Origin of the sequence: Paraburkholderia sp. DD10 (genome assembly GCF_049177125.1) — a bacterium.
Taxonomy (GTDB): domain Bacteria; phylum Pseudomonadota; class Gammaproteobacteria; order Burkholderiales; family Burkholderiaceae; genus Paraburkholderia; species Paraburkholderia terricola.
The window spans coordinates 2,478,072-2,495,767 of sequence record NZ_CP185393.1 but is presented as its reverse complement, the minus strand read 5'-3'; the positions used below and the strand labels follow the sequence as shown (position 1 = coordinate 2,495,767).

Here is a 17,696-nt window from a genome sequence, read left to right as displayed (position 1 = left end):
GTGTCCGAGGCTGAGATTCTTGAGCGCATCCGCGCCATTTTCAAAGAGAACTTCGCGATCGAGCCCGAGCGTGTCACGCCCGAGGCGCATCTGTTCGAAGACCTCGATCTCGACAGCATCGACGCCGTCGACCTCGCGATCAAGCTGCAGGAAATGACCGGCCGCCGCATCAAGCCCGAGGAGTTCAAATCGGTGCGCACCGTCGGCGACGTGATCGTTGCCGTCGAATCGCTGCTGGCGGCACAGGGCTGATGCATTCCGTGCGTCCGCGAATGCAGGCGGCGTCGGACCGGGTCGCGCAGGCCTCGCCTCGCGCGGGGCGCCATTGGGCCAAAACCGTCTTGCAGGTGCTGTTGAAACTCGCGTATCCCGCGCTGATCCTGTGCGCGTGGCGCTGGGACACGCCGCGCTATGTCGGCTGCATGCTGTTCGCGATCCTGTGGCTGCAGCGCTGGGCCGGCAGCGGCCCGGTCGCGACTTCGCTGCGGCGTCTTTCGACGATCGACTGGACCGTGGTCGGCTTGCTGAGTTGCGCGTCCGCGGCGATCGTCTTCACCAACAGCGAATTGTTGTTGCGCCTCTATCCGTCGCTCGTGAATCTCGGTTTGCTGATCGCGTTCGGCGCGACGCTCGTGCGCGGGCCGACGATGATCGAAAAATTTGCGCGCCTGGGCAATCCGGATCTGCCGCCTCGCGCGGTGCGCCATACGCGGCGCGTGACCCAGGTATGGTGCGTGTTCTTCGCGCTGAACGGCGCGTTCTCCGCTTATACGGCGCTGTACTGGAGCCGCGCGAGCTGGTCGCTCTATAACGGCGCGATCGCCTATGGGCTGATCGGCGTGCTGCTGGTGGCCGAAGTGATCTGGCGTTATCTCGTGGTGCTGCCGCGCGCCGCGCGTTCGGAGGCCGCATGATCGCGCTGCATGATCTGTTGTCCGTCGAGGCTTCGGCGGCGAATGCGCCGGTATGCCGCGATGGCGGTGCCGTGCTCGATCGCACGGCGTTTCGCGCGCGCGTCTCGGCATTGGCCGCGTTGGTGCGGGAGCGGTCCGCGCAGCGCTACGCGTTGTGCGTCGACGATCCGTTCGATTTCTCGTGCGCGCTGTTTGCGCTGTTCGCGTGCGGCAAGGAGCCGGTGATCCCGGCCAATGCGACGCCGGGCTATCTGGCCGATCTCGCCGACGCCTACGATGTGGTGTTGAGCGACGCCGACCTGCCGCCCTTCGTGTGGGATGCTGCTGCCAACGCCAACGCCAACGCCAACGCCAACGCCAACGCCAACGCCAACGCCAACGCCAACGCCAACGCCAACGCCAACGCCAACGCCAACGCCAACGCCAACGCCGCCGATGCGCCGCGCGGCGCACCCACCGCATACACGATCGATCCGCAAGCCCCGCTCACGCTCTACACCTCGGGCAGCAGCGGCCGTCCCAAACCGATCCGCAAGACGCTCGCGCAATTCAACGCCGAAGTGCACACGCTGGAACAGCAGTGGGGCGCGCTGGTCGGCGACGCGACCATGCTCGCGAGCGTCCCGCATCATCACATCTACGGCCTGCTGTTTCGCGTGCTGTGGCCGCTGGCGGCGGGCCGCGCGTTCGACCGCGCGGTCAGCATCGAACCCTTGCATCTGCAAACGCAGATCGGGCACTGCGGCGCGACCGTGGTCGTCTCGACGCCCGCACAACTGTCGCGCTGGCCCGCGCTGCCCGGCTTCGCCGCCTTGACGCCCGCGCCGCGCGCGTTCTTCTCGTCGGGCGGGCCGCTCGCGCTGGAAGCCGCGCAGGAATATGCCGCGGCCTTCGGCGCCGCGCCGCTCGAAATCTACGGCAGCACCGAAACCGGCGGCATTGCGTGGCGTCGCCAGGATCAGAGCGATGCATGGCGACCGGTGACCGGCATCGAAGTGCGCCGCGACGAAGACGGCGCGCTGAACGTCCGCTCGCCGCATCTCGATCACGACGGCTGGCATCGCACCGACGACAAGATCGCGTTCGACGCCGACGGCCGTTTCCGTCTGCAAGGCCGGCTCGATCGCGTGCTGAAGCTCGACGGCAAGCGCGTCTCGCTGCCGGAACTGGAAGCGCGGCTCGCGTTGCATCCGTATGTCGTGCAAGCGGCGATCGTGCCGCTCGAAGGCGCTTCGCGCGAGCGCGTCGGCGCCGTGGTGGCGCTGTCCGAAGCGGGCAGCGCGGCGTTGCGCGACCAGGGCCGCGTGCTGCTCGCGAAAACGCTGCGCCGTCATCTCGCTGAATATTTCGATGTGGTGGTGCTGCCGCGCCACTGGCGGTTTCGCGTGACCTTGCCGTTCGACGCGCGCGGCAAGCTGCCGGTCGCCGCGGTGGCGGCGGCTTTCGAGCCGCGCGCCGAGGGCGTGGAAGTGCTCGCCGAAGCGCGCAGCGGCGACACGCTGCATTACGAGCTGCGCGTGCCGCCGACGCTCGCGCATTTCGCCGGCCACTTCCCCGGTCTGCCGATTCTGCCGGGCGTGGTGCAGGTGGATTGGGCAATGCGTCTCGCCGCCGATCATCTGCCGGCCGTCAGCGCGGTTGCGTCGATCGACCGCCTGAAGTTCATGGCGCCGGTGCCGCCCGGCGCGGTGCTCGATCTCACGCTGGCTCACGACGCCGCGCGCCGGCGTGTGCAGTTCAGTTATCGGCTGAGCGGCCGCGACTGCGCGTCCGGTGTGATCGTGTATCGGGAGCCCGCGTGATGAGCTTCGCTCCGTGCATCGTCATTCCGATCTACAACCACAAGGACGCGATCGGCGCGACCGTCGCCCATCTCGCGGTGCACGGCTTGGCCGTTTTCGTCGTCGACGACGGCAGCGATGAGCCGACCCAGCACGTGCTCGCCGCGCTCGCGCGGCAATACGCGGGGCAACTCACGCTGCTGCGTTTGCCGGTCAACGGCGGCAAGGGCGCGGCGGTGATGGCGGGCCTGCGCGCCGCGCGCGCGGCGGGCTACACGCACGCGTTGCAGATCGACGCCGACGGCCAGCACGACGCAACCGACGTGCCCCGTTTCATCGACGCCGCGCGCGCCGAACCGGGCGCGGTGATCCTCGGCCGCCCGGTCTACGACGAGAGCGTGCCGAAAGCGCGCCTCTACGGCCGCTATCTGACGCACGTGTGGGTGTGGATCGAAACGCTCTCGCTGACGATCCGCGATTCGATGTGCGGCTTTCGCCTCTATCCGCTCGCGCTGGCCTGCGATCTGATCGACCGCGTGCGGTTGCCGACGCGCATGGACTTCGACATCGAGATTCTCGTGCGCCTCTACTGGCGGCGCGCGGCGTTCCGCTCGATCCCGACGCGCGTCACGTATGCCGCCGACGGCGTCTCGCATTTCGACGTGCTGTGGGACAACGTGCGCATCAGCCGCAGTCATACGCGGCTCGTGTTCGGGATGCTGTGGCGTCTGCCGATGCTGCTCGCGCACAAGCTGATGCCGCGCCGCTCTGCAACCGCAACCGCAACCGCAACCGCAACCGCAACCGCGGAAAGCCCGCAAGACTGGTGGCGTATCGCCGAACGCGGCTCTCACCTCGGCATGTCCTTGCTCGCGCTCAGTTGCAAGCTGTTCGGCCGACGCTTCACCTCGCTCTGGCTGCATCCGATCGTCGCGTATTTCCTGCTGACGGGCCGCGCCGCGCGCGAGGCGTCGCGCAACTACTTCAGACGTCTCGGCGAGGCCGCGCCGCAAGACGATACGCCGCGCCCCGGCTGGCTGTCCGCCTACCGGCACATGCTGGCCTTCGCGCAATCGGGCTTCGACAAGCTCGCCGCATGGTCGGGCCGCGTGAATACCGCCGACGTCACCTTCGAGGATCCTTCCGCGTTCGAGGCATTGGTCGCAAGCGGCAAGGGCGCGCTCGTGATCGGCGCGCATCTCGGCAACCTGGAAATGACTCGCGCGCTCGCCGCGCGCGGCGCGTACGCGAAGGTCACGGCGGTCGTCTATACGGAGCACGCGCGGCGTTTCAATAGCGTGCTGGCGTCGGCCAACAGCGAGTTCGCCCGGCATCTGCTCGAAGTCAGCGACTTCGGACCGGAGACCGCGATGATGATGCAGGAGCGTGTCGATGCGGGCGAGCTGCTGGTGATCGTCGGCGACCGCGTTCCCGCGCACGAAGCGGGCCGCACCACCGAAGCGCAATTTCTCGGCTCGGCCGCGCCCTTCGCGCAAGGTCCCTACGTGCTCGCGCATGCGCTGGGCTGTCCGGTCTATCTGTTCTTCTGCCTGAAAGAGCGCGGCGGTTATCGGCTGTATTTCGAGCCGTTCGCCGAACGCATCGAGTTGCCGCGCCGCGAACGCGCGCAGCATCTCGCCGCGTGGGCGCAGCGCTACGCGGCGCGGCTCGAACACTATTGCCGCAAGGCTCCTTATCAATGGTTCAATTTCTTCGATTTCTGGGCCAGCCCCAAGCGAGGCGCGAATGGCCGAACATGATCTGATCGAAACGCCGAGCGCAAGCGCAAACGAAAACGCAAATGCGGACCCGGTGGTGATCGGCGCGCGCAAGCTGACGATCGAAGAGGTCGTCGCAATCGCGCATCGTCGCGCGCCGGTTGCGTTGAGCGCCGATCCGGCGTGGCGCGCGCGCATTCAGCGCGGCGCGGATTTCCTGCGCCGTCATCTGGCGGCGGGCGCGACCGTCTACGGCGTGAATACCGGTTACGGCGACGCATGCGTGGTCGACGTGCCGATGGAACTGGTCGAAGCCTTGCCGCTGCAACTGACGCGTTATCACGGTTGCGGCATGGGCCGGCATCTCGACGACGCGCAAACGCTGGCCGTGATCGCCGCGCGGCTCAACTCGCTCGCCTATGGGTTTTCCGGCGTGCGCCCCGTCTTGCTCGAACGCCTTGCCGACCTGATCAATCATCGCGTGCTGCCGCGCATTCCGTCGGAAGGCTCGGTGGGCGCGAGCGGCGATCTGACGCCGCTCTCGTATGTGGCCGCGGCGCTCGCGGGCGAGCGCGACGTGATGTTCGAAGGCCGCTTGCGCGATGTGCGCGACGTGTGGAGCGAACTCGGCCACGCGCCGCTCACGCTCGCGCCGAAGGAAGGTCTCGCGTTGATGAACGGCACCGCGGTGATGACGGGCCTCGCCTGTCTCGCGTTTGCCCGCGCCGATCATCTGACGCGGCTCACCGCGCGCCTGACGGCGCTCTCCACGGTGGCGCTCGACGGCCGCGCCGCGCACTTCGACGCCATGCTGTTCGAAGTGAAGCCGCACGCCGGCCAGGCCGAAGCCGCCGCGTGGATTCGCGACGATCTGAGCGGACGCGACGATACGCCGGGGCATCGTCTGCAAGACCGCTATTCGATTCGCTGCGCGCCGCATGTGATCGGCGTGGCGCGCGACGCGCTGTCATGGGTGCGCCGCGACGTCGAGAATGAACTGAACAGCGCGAACGACAATCCGCTGATCGATCCCGACAACGAACGCGTGCTGCACGGCGGCAACTTCTACGGCGGCCATATCGCGTTCGCAATGGACTCGCTGAAGGTCGCGGTCGCCAATCTCGCCGATCTGATGGACCGTCAGCTTGCGCTGCTGGTCGACGTGAATTTCAACAACGGCTTGCCGCGCAATCTGTCGGGCGCCGCGCCCGCGCGCGCCGCGATCAATCATGGCTTCAAGGCCGTGCAGATTTCGTCGTCCGCGTGGACGGCCGAGGCGCTGAAGAACACGATGCCCGCGAGCGTCTTTTCGCGTTCGACCGAGGCGCACAACCAGGACAAGGTCAGCATGGGCACGATCGCCGCGCGCGACTGCTTGCGCGTGCTCGAGTTGACCGAGCAGGTCGCCGCCGCGCATACGCTCGCAACGGTGCAAGCCGCGCGTCTGCGTTTGAAGATCGATAGCGCCACGCCGATTCCCGCGCCGCTGCAAGCGTTTATCGACAGCGTGAGCGCGCAGTCGCCATTCGTCGACGAAGACCGCGCGTTGGAAAACGAACTGCGCGCGCTGACCGCGCGCATCGCCGCATGCGAATTGCTGCACGACTATCGCGGAGGCGCGAACGCATGACCCGCTCCCGCAAAACGCTCACGGCAAGCGCGATGGTCGAAGTGCCGTTTCACGATGTCGACGCGATGAACGTGTGCTGGCATGGCCACTATCTGAAGTACTTCGAGATTGGCCGCGCGGCTTTGTTGCGCGCGTTCGATTACGACTATCGCGAGATGCAGGCTTCGGGTTATCTATGGCCGATCGTCGAGGCGCATCTGAAGTATGTGCGGCCCGCGACTTACGGTCAGCGGATCGAAGTCCGCACCGAACTGCTCGAACACGAAAACCGCCTGAAAATAGGCTATGAAATCGTCGATTGCGGGTCCGGCACGCGGCTGACGAAGGGCTACACGATCCAGGTCGCCGTCGACGCCGCGACGCAGGAGTTGCAGTTCGTGTCGCCGCCGGTCGTGTTCGACAAGCTGGAGCGCGTATGGGGACGATGAAGTTGCGCCGCACGTCAGCGGGCCGTTTGATCGCATTGAGCGTGGCAAGCATGGCAAGCGCGGCATGCGTGCTGAGCGTATCGGCCATCGTGAGCTGGCCGGCCACGGCCCGCGCCGCGGAAACAACGCCCGCCGGCAACCCCGCCCTGGTCTCCCAAATCGCTTCACACCTCGCGCAAGCCAAAGGCGTGCGTGCGCAATTCACGCAAACCCAGACGCTTGCCGCGATGAAGCAGCCGCTCGTCAGCACCGGCTCGCTGCTGTTTTTCCGCGAGCGCGGCGTGATCTGGCGGATCGACACACCGTACCAGGCCACCTATGTGATCACCGACAGCGGCGTGACCGAAGTCGACGCCAACGGCCGGCGCGTGACGGCCCGCGGCGCGCAAGGCACGCGCGGCGTCGCGCAAGTTTCGAAGATGATGCGTGCGATGCTCGGCGGCGATCTGTCGGCGCTGTATTCGCAATTCGACGTGCAGGCCGAGGGCAGCGCCGCGCAATGGCGCATGCAGCTCACGCCGAACCAGCCGCAAATCGCGCAATCGATCAAGGGCTTGCAGATGAATGGCGGCGACTATCTGCAAAGCTTGCGCATCACGCTCGCGAACGGCGACATCACGAAGCTCGACTTCGCGAAGAGCGCGGCGGTGACCGAACTCGCGCCGGCTGAGCGCACGCTGCTCGGAGCGCCGTGATGGACATGCTGCAACAGCGATCCGCGAAACAGGTGTGGGGCATACGTGCCGCATGGCTGTTGCTCGCGCTCGTCGCGTCGCTGTATTGCGGCTGGCGTTTCGCGGGACCGTCGCCGTTGCAGACCAATCTGCTCGCCTTGCTTCCCGCGACCGAAGCGGACCCCGTCGCCGAAAAAGCGGTCGATACGCTCGCGAGCGCGCTCGGCGACCGCACGGTTTTTCTCGTCAGCAGCAACGATGACGCGCACGCGAAAGCGGCAGCGAAGCAGCTCGGCGCGTCGCTGCAAAAGAGCGGGGCGTTCGGCTCGGTCACGGCGGAGTTGCCGCCGTTCGATTTGTCGCGGATCGCCGCCTTGTACATGCCGTACCGCTTCGGTTTGCTGACGCCGTCCGACCGCGCGGCCCTGGCGACGAGCAATGCGTCGAGCGCCACGGCGGGCGACGCCTCCAAAGAAGCCCCCAAGGCGCTGGCGGGCATGCTCGCCCAACGCATCTACAGCCCCTTGCGCGGCGGCCTGACCACGCCGCTCGCCGACGATCCGTTCGGCTGGCTCGAACACTGGCTCGGCGGCCTGCCGCTCGCCACGTCGAATCTCGAACTCGAAGACAACATGCTGGTCGCGCATCGCGGCGCCGACACGAGCGTGCTGATCGTCGCCACGTTGCCGGGCTCCGCCTACGAATCGAAAACTCAACACGCCGTGCTCGCCGCGCTCGCCCAAGGCGAAAACGCCTTGAAGCAGGCGTTCCCCGACGTCTCGGTCGCGCGAACCGGCGCCGTGTTCTACGCCGAATCGGCGCGCAGCGCCTCCGAACACGAGGTGCATCTGATCGGCGTCGCGTCGCTGTGCGGCATCGCGTTGCTGATGATGTGGGTGTTCCGCTCGCCGCGTCTATTGCTGCTCGGTTTCGTGTCGACGGCGCTCGGCATCGTCTGCGCGCTCGCCGTGACGATGCTGGTGTTCGGCAAGCTGCATCTGTTGACGCTCGTGTTCGGCGCGAGCCTGATCGGCGAAGCGGTCGATTACTCGATCCAGTACTTCGTCGTGTATCTCGGCGCGCAGCGCGATTGGGATTCGCGCCGCGGCGGGCGCACGGTGCGCCCGGCATTGACGGTCGCGTTGACGACGAGCCTGCTCGGTTACGCGATCCTCATGTGGGTGCCGTTTCCCGCGCTCAAGCAGATCGCGTGTTTCGCGATCGCGGGCATCATGACGGCGTTCGCGTCCGTGCTGTGGCTACTGCCCGCGCTGCTCACGCACGCGCCGAAGCGCAGTCCGCGGCGCCTCTTTGCCGGCGCGGCGCGCGGGCTGACAGTGTGGCATCGCGCGATTGGCGGCAAGCGCGCGTGGTTCGTGGCGGCGCTGTTGCTGATCGTCGCGATTCCCGGCTGGCTGCGTTTGACGAGCGACGACGACATCCATCTGCTGATCGAGCGCGATCCATCGCTCGTCGCGCAGGAGGACAAAGTGCGCGCGGCGGTCGGCGTGGATAACAGCGCGCAGTTTTTCGTCGTGCGCGGCGAGACGCCGGAACGCGTGCTGCAACGCGCCGAAGCGTTGGGCGCGAAGCTCGATGCGTTGAGCGGCACCGCGAACCAGGTCGGCGGCTATCAATCGGTGGCGCAGTTCGTGCCCTCCGCGAAACAGCAGGCTGAAGACCGCGCGTTGCTCGCACGGCACGTATTCGACGATCCCGCCGCGTTGCGCGCCACGCTGCTGCAAGCTGGCTTCAAGGACGAAGTCGCGGATGCGTGGCTCGCCGCGTTCGCGCAACCGCAGCCCTTGCTGACGGTGGATAAATGGCTCGCCGCGCCCTGGTCGCAACCGTACAGGCATCTCTGGCTGGGCGAAGTCGATTCGAACACGCAAGCCTATGCGGCCGTGGTGATTCCGCAAGGCGTCACACCGCGCAACGAAGCCGCGCTGATGGCCACCGCCCAGGCGGTGCCGGGCGTCGCTTTCGTCGACAAGGCGGCGAGCGTGTCGAAGCTGTTCGGCGCTTACCGGGTGGACAGCGGCTGGTGGCTCGGCGGCGCGCTGGCGCTGGTGCTCGTGCTGCTGATGCTGCGCTACGCCCCGCGCGGCGGCATCGCCGTCACCTTGCCGGTCCTGCTCGCGGTGGGCGTCACACTCGCGGTGTTCGGCTACGCGCGCGTGCCGCTCAATCTGTTCAACTGGCTCGCCTTGATGCTGGTGCTCGGCGTCGGCGCAAACTATGCGGTGTTTCTGCGCGAAGGCTGTTTGCGCGCGGACGCGGATCTTGGCGCGGTGTGGACGGGCGTGCTGCTCTCGGCGGCCACCACGCTGCTGTCGTTCGGCATGCTCGGCATGAGCGCGATGCCGGCGTTGAAGAGCTTCGGCGCGACGCTCGCGCTCGGCATCGCGGTATCGGTGCTGCTCGCGCCGATCGGCATGCCATCGGAATCAAGGAGGCTCGCATGAATGCGCCATCGGTTTATTTGCACGCGCTCGGCATGATCAATGCGCTCGGCGGCGACCTCGACCGGATCGTTCCCGCGCTCGCCGCCGCTCGCGCGCCCGGCATGGCGAATGCGCACACGGGCATCGGCGAGGCGTTCGTGGGCAGCGTGCTCGCGCCGCTCGATCTGGCGCCGCCCGCCGCGCTCGCCCGTTACGACTGCCGCAATAACCGCTTGCTGCTGGGCGCGCTCGCGCAGATCGCGCCCGCGGTCGACGCCGCGCGCGAGCGCTTCGGCGCGGATCGGATCGGCGTGGTGCTCGGCACCAGCACGTCGGGCATCGAAGCGGCCGAGGCCGCGTTCGTCTATCAGGCCCAGGCGGGCGATCTGCCCGCCAACTTCAATTACCGGCAAATGGAAATCGGCACGGCCGCGCCGTTCGCCGCCGCCGTGCTCGACCTGCGTGGCCCGGCGTTCACGATTTCGACCGCTTGCACGTCGAGCGCGAAGGCGTTCGCGTCGGCGCGCCGGCTGCTGCAACTGCAACTGTGCGATGCGGTGGTGGTGGGCGGCGTCGATTCATTGTGCGAGTTGACGGTGCAGGGTTTCGCATCGCTGGAATCGACCAGCGGCGTGCGCACCAATCCGATGAGCCGCAACCGTTGCGGGATCAACGTGGGCGAGGGCGCGGCCGTGTTCCTGATGAGCCGCGACGAAGCGGCGGTGCGGCTCGCGGGCGTCGGCGAATCGAGCGACGCGCATCACATTTCGTCGCCCGATCCCACCGGCGCGGGCGGCGAACTCGCGTTGCGCGGGGCGCTGGCCGATGCGGGCATCGCGCCGTCGGCGATCGGCTACGTGAATCTGCACGCCACCGCCACGCGCAAGAACGACGAGATGGAAGCGCATCTGATGGCGCGCGTGTTCCCCGGCGGCGTGGCGACCAGCGGCACCAAGCCGTTGACCGGTCATCAACTCGGCGCGGCCGGCGCGACCGAGCTCGGCTTCGCATGGCTCACGCTCGCGCGCGACGATGTCGCGCTGCCGCGTCATCTGTGGGACGGCGAGGCCGACCCCGCGCTGCCCGCGCTCGATCTCGTCGAGAGCGAACGCTTCTTGCCGCGCGGCGTCGGCGAGCAGTACGTGATGAGCAATTCGTTTGCGTTCGGCGGCAGCAATGTCAGCCTGATTCTCGCCCGATGATTCTTGCCCGATAATGCGCGCGATGAACCCGACGCCAACTCTCCAGGAACTGATCGATCAACCGATCGAAGCGATCATCCCGCATCGCGGCACCATGCTGCTGCTCGACGCGGTGAGCAGTTTCAGCGAAGAGACGCTGAGCGCGCGCGGCACCGTGCGCGCCGACGCATGGTATGCGAACGCCGAGGGCGCGATGCCCGCATGGATCGGCATCGAGCTGATGGCGCAGGCGATCGCCGCGCACGTCGCGTTGCTGGCCATGCGCGGCGGCGGCCGCGCGCGTCCCGGCGTGCTGCTCGGTTCGCGCAGCTACAAGGCGTTGCAGGCGTCGTTCGCGGGCGGCGCGCAATTGCTGATCCACGCCACCGAACTGCTGCGCAGCGAGGAAGGCCACGGCGCCTATGAATGCACGATCCACGATGGCGACGTGTGCTGCGCCGAGGCGGTGATCAAGGTGTTTCAACCGGCCGATTTTCAGTCATTCATCGAAGGGAGTTTCAGTTCATGAGCCGGCGTGTTCTCGTTACCGGCGCAAGCCGCGGCATTGGCCGCGCGATTGCGTATCAGTTGGCCGCCGACGGCTTCGCCGTCTCCGTGCATTGCCGCACGGGACGCGCCGAAGCCGAGGCGGTCGCGACGGGCATCGCCGCGCAAGGCGGCACGGCGCGCGTGCTGCAATTCGACGTGCGCGAGCGCGCCGTGTGCCGCGAGGTGCTCGAAGCGGACGTGGCGGCGCACGGCCCGTATTACGGCATCGTGTGCAGCGCGGGCGTGACGCGCGACGCCGCGTTCCCCGCGCTCACCGAGGAAGATTGGGACATCGTGATCGAAACCGGTCTCGACTCGTTCTACAACGTCGTCCATCCGCTGACCATGCCGATGGTGCGCGCGCGCAAGGGCGGGCGCATCGTCACGATCGCGTCGGTGTCGGGCGTGATGGGCAACCGCGGCCAGGTCAACTACAGCGCGGCCAAGGCCGGTTTGATCGGCGCGACCAAGGCGCTCGCCGTCGAACTGGCGACGCGCAATATCACCGTCAATTGCGTGGCCCCGGGACTGATCGAAACCGGCATGCTCGACGACATGCCGCTCGAACACGCACTGAAAACGGTGCCGATGAACCGCGTCGGCCAGCCTGCCGAGGTGGCGTCCGTGGTCAGCTTCCTGATGTCGGATGCGGCCTCCTATGTCACGCGCCAGGTGATCGGCGTCAACGGCGGGATGGTGTGATGAAGCGCGTCGTCATTACCGGCATGGGCGGCGTGACCGCGTTCGGCGATAGCTGGGACGTCATCGAAACGCGCCTGAAGAGCGGCGTGAACGCGGTGCGGCGCATGCCCGAATGGGATTACTTCGAATCGCTGCATACGCGGCTTGCGTGTCCGCTGCCGGCGTTCAACGCGCCCGCGCACTATCCGCGCAAGAAAACGCGCTCGATGGGGCCGGTCTCCCTGTACTCGGTGCGCGCGAGCGAACTGGCGTTGATGGACGCCGGCCTCGCCGAAGACGCGAGCATCAAGGACGGCCGCATGGGCGTCGCCTACGGTTCGTCGTCGGGCTCGGTGCAGCCGATTCGCGCGTTCGGCACGATGCTCGAAACCGGCTCGATGAGCGACGTCACGTCGAACAGCTACGTGCAGATGATGCCGCACACGGCGGCGGTCAACGTGAGCCTGTTCTGGGACCTGAAAGGGCGGATCATTCCGACCTCGTGCGCGTGCGCGTCGGGCAGCCAGGCGATCGGCTACGCGTATGAAGCGATCCAGGCCGGCAAGCAGACGCTGATGCTGGCGGGCGGCGCGGAAGAACTGTCGGGTCCGGCGGTCGCCGTGTTCGACACGCTGTACGCGACGAGCACGCGCAACGACGCGCCGCATCTCACGCCGCGTCCTTTCGACGCCGCGCGCGACGGCCTCGTGGTCGGTGAAGGCGCGGCCACGCTGGTGCTGGAGGAGTATGAACACGCGGTGGCGCGCGGCGCGCCGATTCACGCGGAGATTGTGGGCTTCGGCTGCAATTCGGACGGCGCGCACATGACCCAGCCGACCGCCGAAACGATGGCGCTCGCGATGCGGCTCGCGCTCGCCGACGCGCAACTGCCGCCGCAAGCGATCGCCTACGTGAACGCGCACGGCACTTCGACGGATCGCGGCGACATCGCCGAAAGCCATGCGACCGCGCAGACCTTCGGCGAGCGCATGCCGATCAGTTCGCTCAAGAGCTACGTCGGCCACACGCTCGGCGCGTGCGGCGCGCTCGAAGCGTGGTGGACCATCGAGATGATGAAGCGCAACTGGTATGCGCCGACCTTGAACCTCGCGAACGTGGACCCGGCTTGCGCGCCGCTCGATTACATCGTCGGCGCGGGGCGCGAGATCGACGCCGAGCATGTGATGAGCAACAACTTCGCGTTCGGCGGCATCAATACGTCGCTGATTTTCAGGCGCGTTCGATGAACGTGGCGGCACAACGCAAATTGCAACGCGTGGTCGTGACCGGCATGGGCATCGTGTCGTGCCTCGGCAATACGCTCGACGAAGTGTCCGCCGCCTTGCGCGCGGGCCGCTCGCGCATCCAGCGGATCGACGCGTGGCGCGAGCGCGGCTTCGCCTCGCAGGTGGCGGGCGTCGCCTCGGTCGCGCACGAGCCGCCGTTCGAGCGCAAGCTCGAACGCTTCATGGGCGACACCGCGCGTTTCGCGTGTCATGCCGCGCGCCAGGCGATCGCCGACGCCGGGCTCGACGCCGCCGCGCTGCATTCGCCGCGCGCCGGCGCGGTGATCGGCTCGGGTGTCGGCGCGATGGCGAGTTACGACGCGGCGATGGCGATCGCCCATGCGCGCGGCGTCGAGAAAGTGCCGCCGTACACGGTGCCGCAGGCGATGAGCAGCACCGCGTCGGCGAATGTCGCGCAGGTGTTCGGGCTCGAAGGCGTCGGCTATTCGCCGTCGTCGGCGTGCACGACCTCGGCGCTCGCGCTCGGCCAGGCGATGCAACTGATTCAGAGCGGCCGTCAGCAGATCGTGCTGGCGGGCGGCAGCGAAGCGCTGCACGACAACATGACGCTGATGTTCGATGCGATGGGCGCGTTGTCGCGGCACTTCAACGACACGCCGCAAGCGGCGTCGCGTCCTTATGACACCGCGCGTGACGGTTTCGTGATCGCCTCGGGCGGCGGCGTGCTGGTGCTCGAAGCGCTGGACCATGCATTGGCGCGCGGCGCGCGCATCCACGCGGAGCTGACGGGCTTCGGCGAGTGCACGGACAGCGCGGGCATGGTCGCGCCGCGTGCGGCGGGGATCGCGCGCGCGATGCGCGGCGCGCTCGACGAAGCGGGCAAGCGGCCCGACTACGTCAACACGCACGCACCGTCGACGCCGCTCGGCGACATCGAGGAACTGCGCGCGTTGAACGAGGTATTCGGCGTGGCGTCCGGTGGCGAGGTTCCGGCGTTTTCGTCGACCAAGGGCATGACCGGGCATCCGCTCGGCGCGTGCGGCGCGCACGAGGCGATCTACACGCTGCTGATGATGCGCGACGGTTTCATCGCGGGCACGGCGGGCATCGAAACGCCGGAGCCCGTTGTCGAACGCATGCCGCTCGTGCGAACGACGCGCGCTGCATGTATCGACACGGCGATGTCGGTGTCGTTCGGGTTCGGCGGCAGTTGCGCGAGCCTGATGTTTGAAGCATGGCAGGGCGGCTGACACGGCCGCATTCGAAAAATCGAGGGTGACAAAAATGAAAAAAGCTTTGGTATGGGGCGCAGTGGCCGCCGTGGTGCTCACGCAAGCGGGCTGCGCGACGCAGGTGAAGTCGCTGCCGCTCGCGGCGGCGGGCGGCGAATCGCCCGGCGGCGTGGCGGTGAATGCCGGCAAGCAGGATCGTCCGGCGGTGAAGAGCCAGGTCGGCGGCGTGCCGGTGTATTTCGGCAAGCAGGATCATCCGGCGGTGAAAAGCCAACTCGGCGACGTGTCGTATTCCGTGCGGATCGCCCGCAAGGTATCGAGCCCGGACGACGCCTGCCATGAAGCGCTTGCCGAGGCGGTGCAGAAGCTGCGCGCGGCGGCACGCGAGCGCAACGCCAATGCCGTGATCGACGTGTCGACGCGTTTTCACAGCAGCGAAAGCAACTCGGCGACCGAGTTCACCTGCGGTGTCAGTCCGAGCGCCGCCGCGATCGCGGTGAGCGGCCGGCTCGTCGTGCTCGAAGCGAACTGAGCCGAATAAAAAACAGAACACTTGACCAACAAAAACCAACGAGGAACCTCAATGAAACGCCATCTGATGTGTGCCGCGCTGTTCGCTTCGTTCGCCGTGCTGGGCAGCGCGCCGGTTTTTGCCCGCGACACGGTCGGCAACTATCCGGTCGAAGAGGCGCTGAAAAGCGAGCCGGGCAAGGTCGGCGACGACATCCCGCTGTATTTCGCGGGCCAGCGGCATCCGGCCGTCGTCAAGACGATCGGCGAGTTCGCCACCAACAAGAAGACCAACGCGTTCGGCAAGAGCGACGTCGCGGCTTGCCAGCACGTGTTCCTGTCGGCGGTGATCGAATTGCAGGACCGCGCGCGCAAGGAAGGCGGCAACGCGGTGATCAACATCAAGAGCAACTACAAGAACGAAGTGCGCGAGAGCGCGACCGAGTTCACATGCGGCGCGGGTGCGGTGATCGCGGGCGTCGCGTTGAAGGGCGATGTGGTGACGTTGCGCAAGTAAGCGCAAGTAAGCGCAAGTGCGGAGGCGAGGCGGTGGCGCGGCTACCGCCTCGTGAGACGTTCCAGGCCGTCAATCCGCCTTGACCGCCGCCACATTGACGAGTGTCTCGCGACGCTTGCTGGGCTGCGGACGGTACAGGCCAAGACGTTCGAGCAGGCCGAAGTCTTTCGCGCGGCTCCACCAGAGATAAGGCAGTGAAACGTTGCGTTGCCCGAACGCAAAACCGCCGCGGCGAATCATATCGAGGTAGCCGTCGGCGCTCTTTTGCACCTGCATCGGATGACGGAACAGCAGCCGGATCACCCACGATTTGATGTACGCGTCGGTGGATTCGGCGAACAGCAGAAGGCCGCCCGGTTTCAGCACGCGGCGGAACTCGGCGAGCGCGCGCTCCTGCTCGACGAGATGATGGAAGGTTTGATGGCAGAACACGATATCGGCGCTTGCATCGGGCAACGGCAATTGGGCGCAGTCGCCGTGCAGCAGTTCGATATCGGCGAGCTTGTCGCGGCACGCGTTGGCCGCATTGGCGGCGAGCGCCAGCGACGGCTCGTGAAAGTCGATGCCGATGATGCGTTGCGGTTTGAACGCGTTAGCGAGCAGGCGAAACGATATGCCTTGCCCGCAGCCGACGTCGACGATCACCGGCGCGGTGGGCAAGGGCGCATCGATCAGGCGCTTGAGGTCGTTGATCGCGACGCGCAGCACATGATGCTCCCACGTATGGGTACGCAGGAACCAGATCCCGAAGGCCGTTTCCGGCACGAAAGGCACGCTGGATGTTTCGGATGGCGACACGCTGGACTCCCGGCGAAATATTTTGTTTTTACGGTCGACGCGAATTGTAACGAGAAGTAAGGATGCAGCGTAACGCTGTTCGCGGCAAGTACATGATTGAGGTTAATTTGGATACACATTCGTCACGGCGCACGGCGGTCGACGTCGCGATCATCGGCGCGGGTCCGGCGGGCGCTGTCGCGGCGGCGTTGCTGCGCAAGGCGGGCCGCTCGGTGCTGGTGCTGGAGCGCCAGCACTTTCCGCGCTTCTCGATCGGCGAGAGCCTGCTGCCGCAAAGCATGGCCTACCTCGAGGAAGCGGGCATGCTGCAAGCGGTGGTCGAGGCCGGCTTCCAGTACAAGAACGGCGCGCATTTCGTCTACCGCGATCAGTCGTCGTCGTTCGACTTCCGCGACAAGCATTCGCCGGGGTGGGGCACCACGTATCAGGTCGAGCGCGCGGTGTTCGACGACATCCTGATTCGCTGCGCGGCGCGGCAAGGCGCCGACGTGCGCTTCGGTCACACGGTGCGCGCAATGCACACCGGCGCGACGCCGCTCGTCGATGTGGTCGATGAAGCTGATCATGCGTATCAGGTCGAAGCGCGTTTCGTGCTGGACGCGAGCGGCTTTGGCCGCGTGCTGCCGCGCTTGCTGAATCTCGAAGCGCCCACGCGCATGCCGACGCGCGCCGCGATCTTCACGCATGTGCGCGACGGCATTCCGGCCGGCGCGACCGACCGCAACAAGATTTGTGTCGCGACGCATCCCGAGCGCCGCGACGTGTGGTTCTGGATGATTCCGTTGGCGGGCGGCCGCTCGTCGGTGGGCTGCGTGGCGGAGTCGAGTTTCCTGGATGTGCCGGAGGCGGAGCACGAAGCCAAACTGCGCGGGTTGATCCAGCAGGAGCCGACGCTCAACCGTTTGATCGGCAACGCGCCGTTCCTGATGCCGGTGCGGCAGATCGGCGGCTATGCGGCGAACGTCGAGCGTTTGCATGGGCCGGGTTATGCGCTGCTCGGCAATGCGGGCGAGTTTCTGGACCCAGTGTTTTCATCCGGCGTGACGATCGCGCTGCGCTCCGCGCATCTCGCGGTGCAGACCTTGAGCCGGCAATTGAACGGTGAGCCGGTCGATTGGTCCGCTGATTACGATGTGCCCTTGCGCAAGGGGATCGATACGTTCCGCGCATTCGTCGAGCGCTGGTACACCGGCGAGTTGCAGGACATCATCTACTACCCGGACCAGACGCCGTCGATCCGGCGCATGATCAGCGCGGTGCTGGCGGGTTATGCATGGGACGAATCGAATCCGTATGTGGCCGATCCGGTGCGTCGATTGAATGCGCTGCATGAGGTGTGCACGCAGCGTTGACCGGGATATACGGCGGGGAAAATGCAAACGGCGCTTCGGA

The 17,696-nt window shown here is 66.9% G+C and carries 17 protein-coding genes; 16 read left to right on the top strand and 1 reads right to left on the bottom strand.

Annotation, left to right across the window (positions count from 1 at the left end; translation table 11 throughout):
- The 15 genes from ACOCG7_RS26460 to ACOCG7_RS26390 are packed head-to-tail and all read left to right on the top strand — an operon-like array spanning nt 1 to nt 15,506.
- Nucleotides 1-252 carry an acyl carrier protein gene (locus ACOCG7_RS26460; protein ID WP_073427116.1) on the top strand — a complete coding sequence of 84 codons (252 nt, stop codon included), beginning with the start codon at nt 1-3 and terminating at the stop codon, nt 250-252.
- Nucleotides 252-914, top strand: a complete 663-nt coding sequence (locus ACOCG7_RS26455) for a hypothetical protein (protein ID WP_073427117.1) — start codon at nt 252-254, stop codon at nt 912-914. The genes ACOCG7_RS26460 and ACOCG7_RS26455 overlap by 1 nt, the downstream gene beginning before the upstream one ends.
- Complete coding sequence (locus ACOCG7_RS26450; protein WP_421377917.1) at nt 911-2,716, top strand: AMP-binding protein; 1,806 nt, start codon at nt 911-913, stop codon at nt 2,714-2,716. The genes ACOCG7_RS26455 and ACOCG7_RS26450 overlap by 4 nt, the downstream gene beginning before the upstream one ends.
- Entirely contained in the window at nt 2,716-4,455 is a 1,740-nt protein-coding gene (locus ACOCG7_RS26445) for a glycosyltransferase family 2 protein (RefSeq protein WP_073427119.1), read from the top strand. The genes ACOCG7_RS26450 and ACOCG7_RS26445 overlap by 1 nt, the downstream gene beginning before the upstream one ends.
- Complete coding sequence (locus ACOCG7_RS26440; protein WP_083083285.1) at nt 4,442-6,043, top strand: HAL/PAL/TAL family ammonia-lyase; 1,602 nt, start codon at nt 4,442-4,444, stop codon at nt 6,041-6,043. The genes ACOCG7_RS26445 and ACOCG7_RS26440 overlap by 14 nt, the downstream gene beginning before the upstream one ends.
- On the top strand, nt 6,040-6,471 hold the full coding sequence (locus ACOCG7_RS26435; RefSeq protein ID WP_073427121.1) for an acyl-CoA thioesterase: 432 nt from the start codon (nt 6,040-6,042) through the stop codon (nt 6,469-6,471). Before ACOCG7_RS26440 ends, ACOCG7_RS26435 begins: the two co-directional genes overlap by 4 nt.
- A complete protein-coding gene (locus ACOCG7_RS26430) occupies nt 6,459-7,166 on the top strand; it encodes a LolA family protein (RefSeq protein ID WP_073427122.1) in 708 nt (235 codons plus the stop codon). The genes ACOCG7_RS26435 and ACOCG7_RS26430 overlap by 13 nt, the downstream gene beginning before the upstream one ends.
- Nucleotides 7,166-9,610 carry an MMPL family transporter gene (locus tag ACOCG7_RS26425; RefSeq protein ID WP_073427123.1) on the top strand — a complete coding sequence of 815 codons (2,445 nt, stop codon included), beginning with the start codon at nt 7,166-7,168 and terminating at the stop codon, nt 9,608-9,610. Before ACOCG7_RS26430 ends, ACOCG7_RS26425 begins: the two co-directional genes overlap by 1 nt.
- Entirely contained in the window at nt 9,607-10,791 is a 1,185-nt protein-coding gene (locus ACOCG7_RS26420) for a beta-ketoacyl-[acyl-carrier-protein] synthase family protein (RefSeq protein WP_073427124.1), read from the top strand. The genes ACOCG7_RS26425 and ACOCG7_RS26420 overlap by 4 nt, the downstream gene beginning before the upstream one ends.
- Before the next feature lie 22 nt (nt 10,792-10,813).
- Entirely contained in the window at nt 10,814-11,299 is a 486-nt protein-coding gene (locus tag ACOCG7_RS26415; protein WP_073427237.1) for a hotdog family protein, read from the top strand.
- Complete coding sequence (locus ACOCG7_RS26410; protein WP_073427125.1) at nt 11,296-12,021, top strand: 3-ketoacyl-ACP reductase FabG2; 726 nt, start codon at nt 11,296-11,298, stop codon at nt 12,019-12,021. Before ACOCG7_RS26415 ends, ACOCG7_RS26410 begins: the two co-directional genes overlap by 4 nt.
- Entirely contained in the window at nt 12,021-13,247 is a 1,227-nt protein-coding gene (locus ACOCG7_RS26405) for a beta-ketoacyl-ACP synthase (RefSeq protein ID WP_073427126.1), read from the top strand. The genes ACOCG7_RS26410 and ACOCG7_RS26405 overlap by 1 nt, the downstream gene beginning before the upstream one ends.
- Entirely contained in the window at nt 13,244-14,497 is a 1,254-nt protein-coding gene (locus tag ACOCG7_RS26400; RefSeq protein ID WP_073427127.1) for a beta-ketoacyl-[acyl-carrier-protein] synthase family protein, read from the top strand. Before ACOCG7_RS26405 ends, ACOCG7_RS26400 begins: the two co-directional genes overlap by 4 nt.
- A 34-nt stretch (nt 14,498-14,531) precedes the next feature.
- The gene (locus ACOCG7_RS26395; RefSeq protein WP_073427128.1) at nt 14,532-15,011 is read left to right on the top strand and encodes a signal peptidase; all 480 of its coding nucleotides are present in this window, start codon (nt 14,532-14,534) and stop codon (nt 15,009-15,011) included.
- Nucleotides 15,012-15,062: 51 nt separating this feature from the next.
- Complete coding sequence (locus ACOCG7_RS26390; protein ID WP_073427129.1) at nt 15,063-15,506, top strand: excinuclease ABC subunit A; 444 nt, start codon at nt 15,063-15,065, stop codon at nt 15,504-15,506.
- Nucleotides 15,507-15,575: 69 nt separating this feature from the next.
- On the opposite strand, the gene ACOCG7_RS26385 is transcribed toward ACOCG7_RS26390, so the two are convergent.
- On the bottom strand, nt 15,576-16,304 hold the full coding sequence (locus ACOCG7_RS26385) for a class I SAM-dependent methyltransferase (RefSeq protein WP_073427130.1): 729 nt from the start codon (nt 16,302-16,304) through the stop codon (nt 15,576-15,578).
- A 92-nt stretch (nt 16,305-16,396) separates the two neighbouring features.
- Here ACOCG7_RS26385 and ACOCG7_RS26380 point away from each other — a divergent pair, with 92 nt between their 5' ends.
- A complete protein-coding gene (locus ACOCG7_RS26380) occupies nt 16,397-17,656 on the top strand; it encodes an NAD(P)/FAD-dependent oxidoreductase (protein WP_073427238.1) in 1,260 nt (419 codons plus the stop codon).
- The last annotated feature ends 40 nt before the right edge of the window (nt 17,657-17,696 follow it).

What these genes read in the sequence shown, in the direction of transcription:
- ACOCG7_RS26455 (WP_073427117.1), top strand. Translation starts at nt 252, where the DNA reads ATGCATTCCGTGCGTCCGCGAATGCAGGCGGCGTCGGACCGGGTCGCG.
- ACOCG7_RS26450 (WP_421377917.1), top strand. Translation starts at nt 911, where the DNA reads ATGATCGCGCTGCATGATCTGTTGTCCGTCGAGGCTTCGGCGGCGAAT.
- ACOCG7_RS26445 (WP_073427119.1), top strand. Translation starts at nt 2,716, where the DNA reads ATGAGCTTCGCTCCGTGCATCGTCATTCCGATCTACAACCACAAGGAC.
- ACOCG7_RS26440 (WP_083083285.1), top strand. Translation starts at nt 4,442, where the DNA reads ATGGCCGAACATGATCTGATCGAAACGCCGAGCGCAAGCGCAAACGAA.
- ACOCG7_RS26435 (WP_073427121.1), top strand. Translation starts at nt 6,040, where the DNA reads ATGACCCGCTCCCGCAAAACGCTCACGGCAAGCGCGATGGTCGAAGTG.
- ACOCG7_RS26430 (WP_073427122.1), top strand. Translation starts at nt 6,459, where the DNA reads ATGGGGACGATGAAGTTGCGCCGCACGTCAGCGGGCCGTTTGATCGCA.
- ACOCG7_RS26425 (WP_073427123.1), top strand. Translation starts at nt 7,166, where the DNA reads ATGGACATGCTGCAACAGCGATCCGCGAAACAGGTGTGGGGCATACGT.
- ACOCG7_RS26420 (WP_073427124.1), top strand. Translation starts at nt 9,607, where the DNA reads ATGAATGCGCCATCGGTTTATTTGCACGCGCTCGGCATGATCAATGCG.
- ACOCG7_RS26415 (WP_073427237.1), top strand. Translation starts at nt 10,814, where the DNA reads ATGAACCCGACGCCAACTCTCCAGGAACTGATCGATCAACCGATCGAA.
- ACOCG7_RS26410 (WP_073427125.1), top strand. Translation starts at nt 11,296, where the DNA reads ATGAGCCGGCGTGTTCTCGTTACCGGCGCAAGCCGCGGCATTGGCCGC.
- ACOCG7_RS26405 (WP_073427126.1), top strand. Translation starts at nt 12,021, where the DNA reads ATGAAGCGCGTCGTCATTACCGGCATGGGCGGCGTGACCGCGTTCGGC.
- ACOCG7_RS26400 (WP_073427127.1), top strand. Translation starts at nt 13,244, where the DNA reads ATGAACGTGGCGGCACAACGCAAATTGCAACGCGTGGTCGTGACCGGC.
- ACOCG7_RS26395 (WP_073427128.1), top strand. Translation starts at nt 14,532, where the DNA reads ATGAAAAAAGCTTTGGTATGGGGCGCAGTGGCCGCCGTGGTGCTCACG.
- ACOCG7_RS26390 (WP_073427129.1), top strand. Translation starts at nt 15,063, where the DNA reads ATGAAACGCCATCTGATGTGTGCCGCGCTGTTCGCTTCGTTCGCCGTG.
- ACOCG7_RS26380 (WP_073427238.1), top strand. Translation starts at nt 16,397, where the DNA reads ATGATTGAGGTTAATTTGGATACACATTCGTCACGGCGCACGGCGGTC.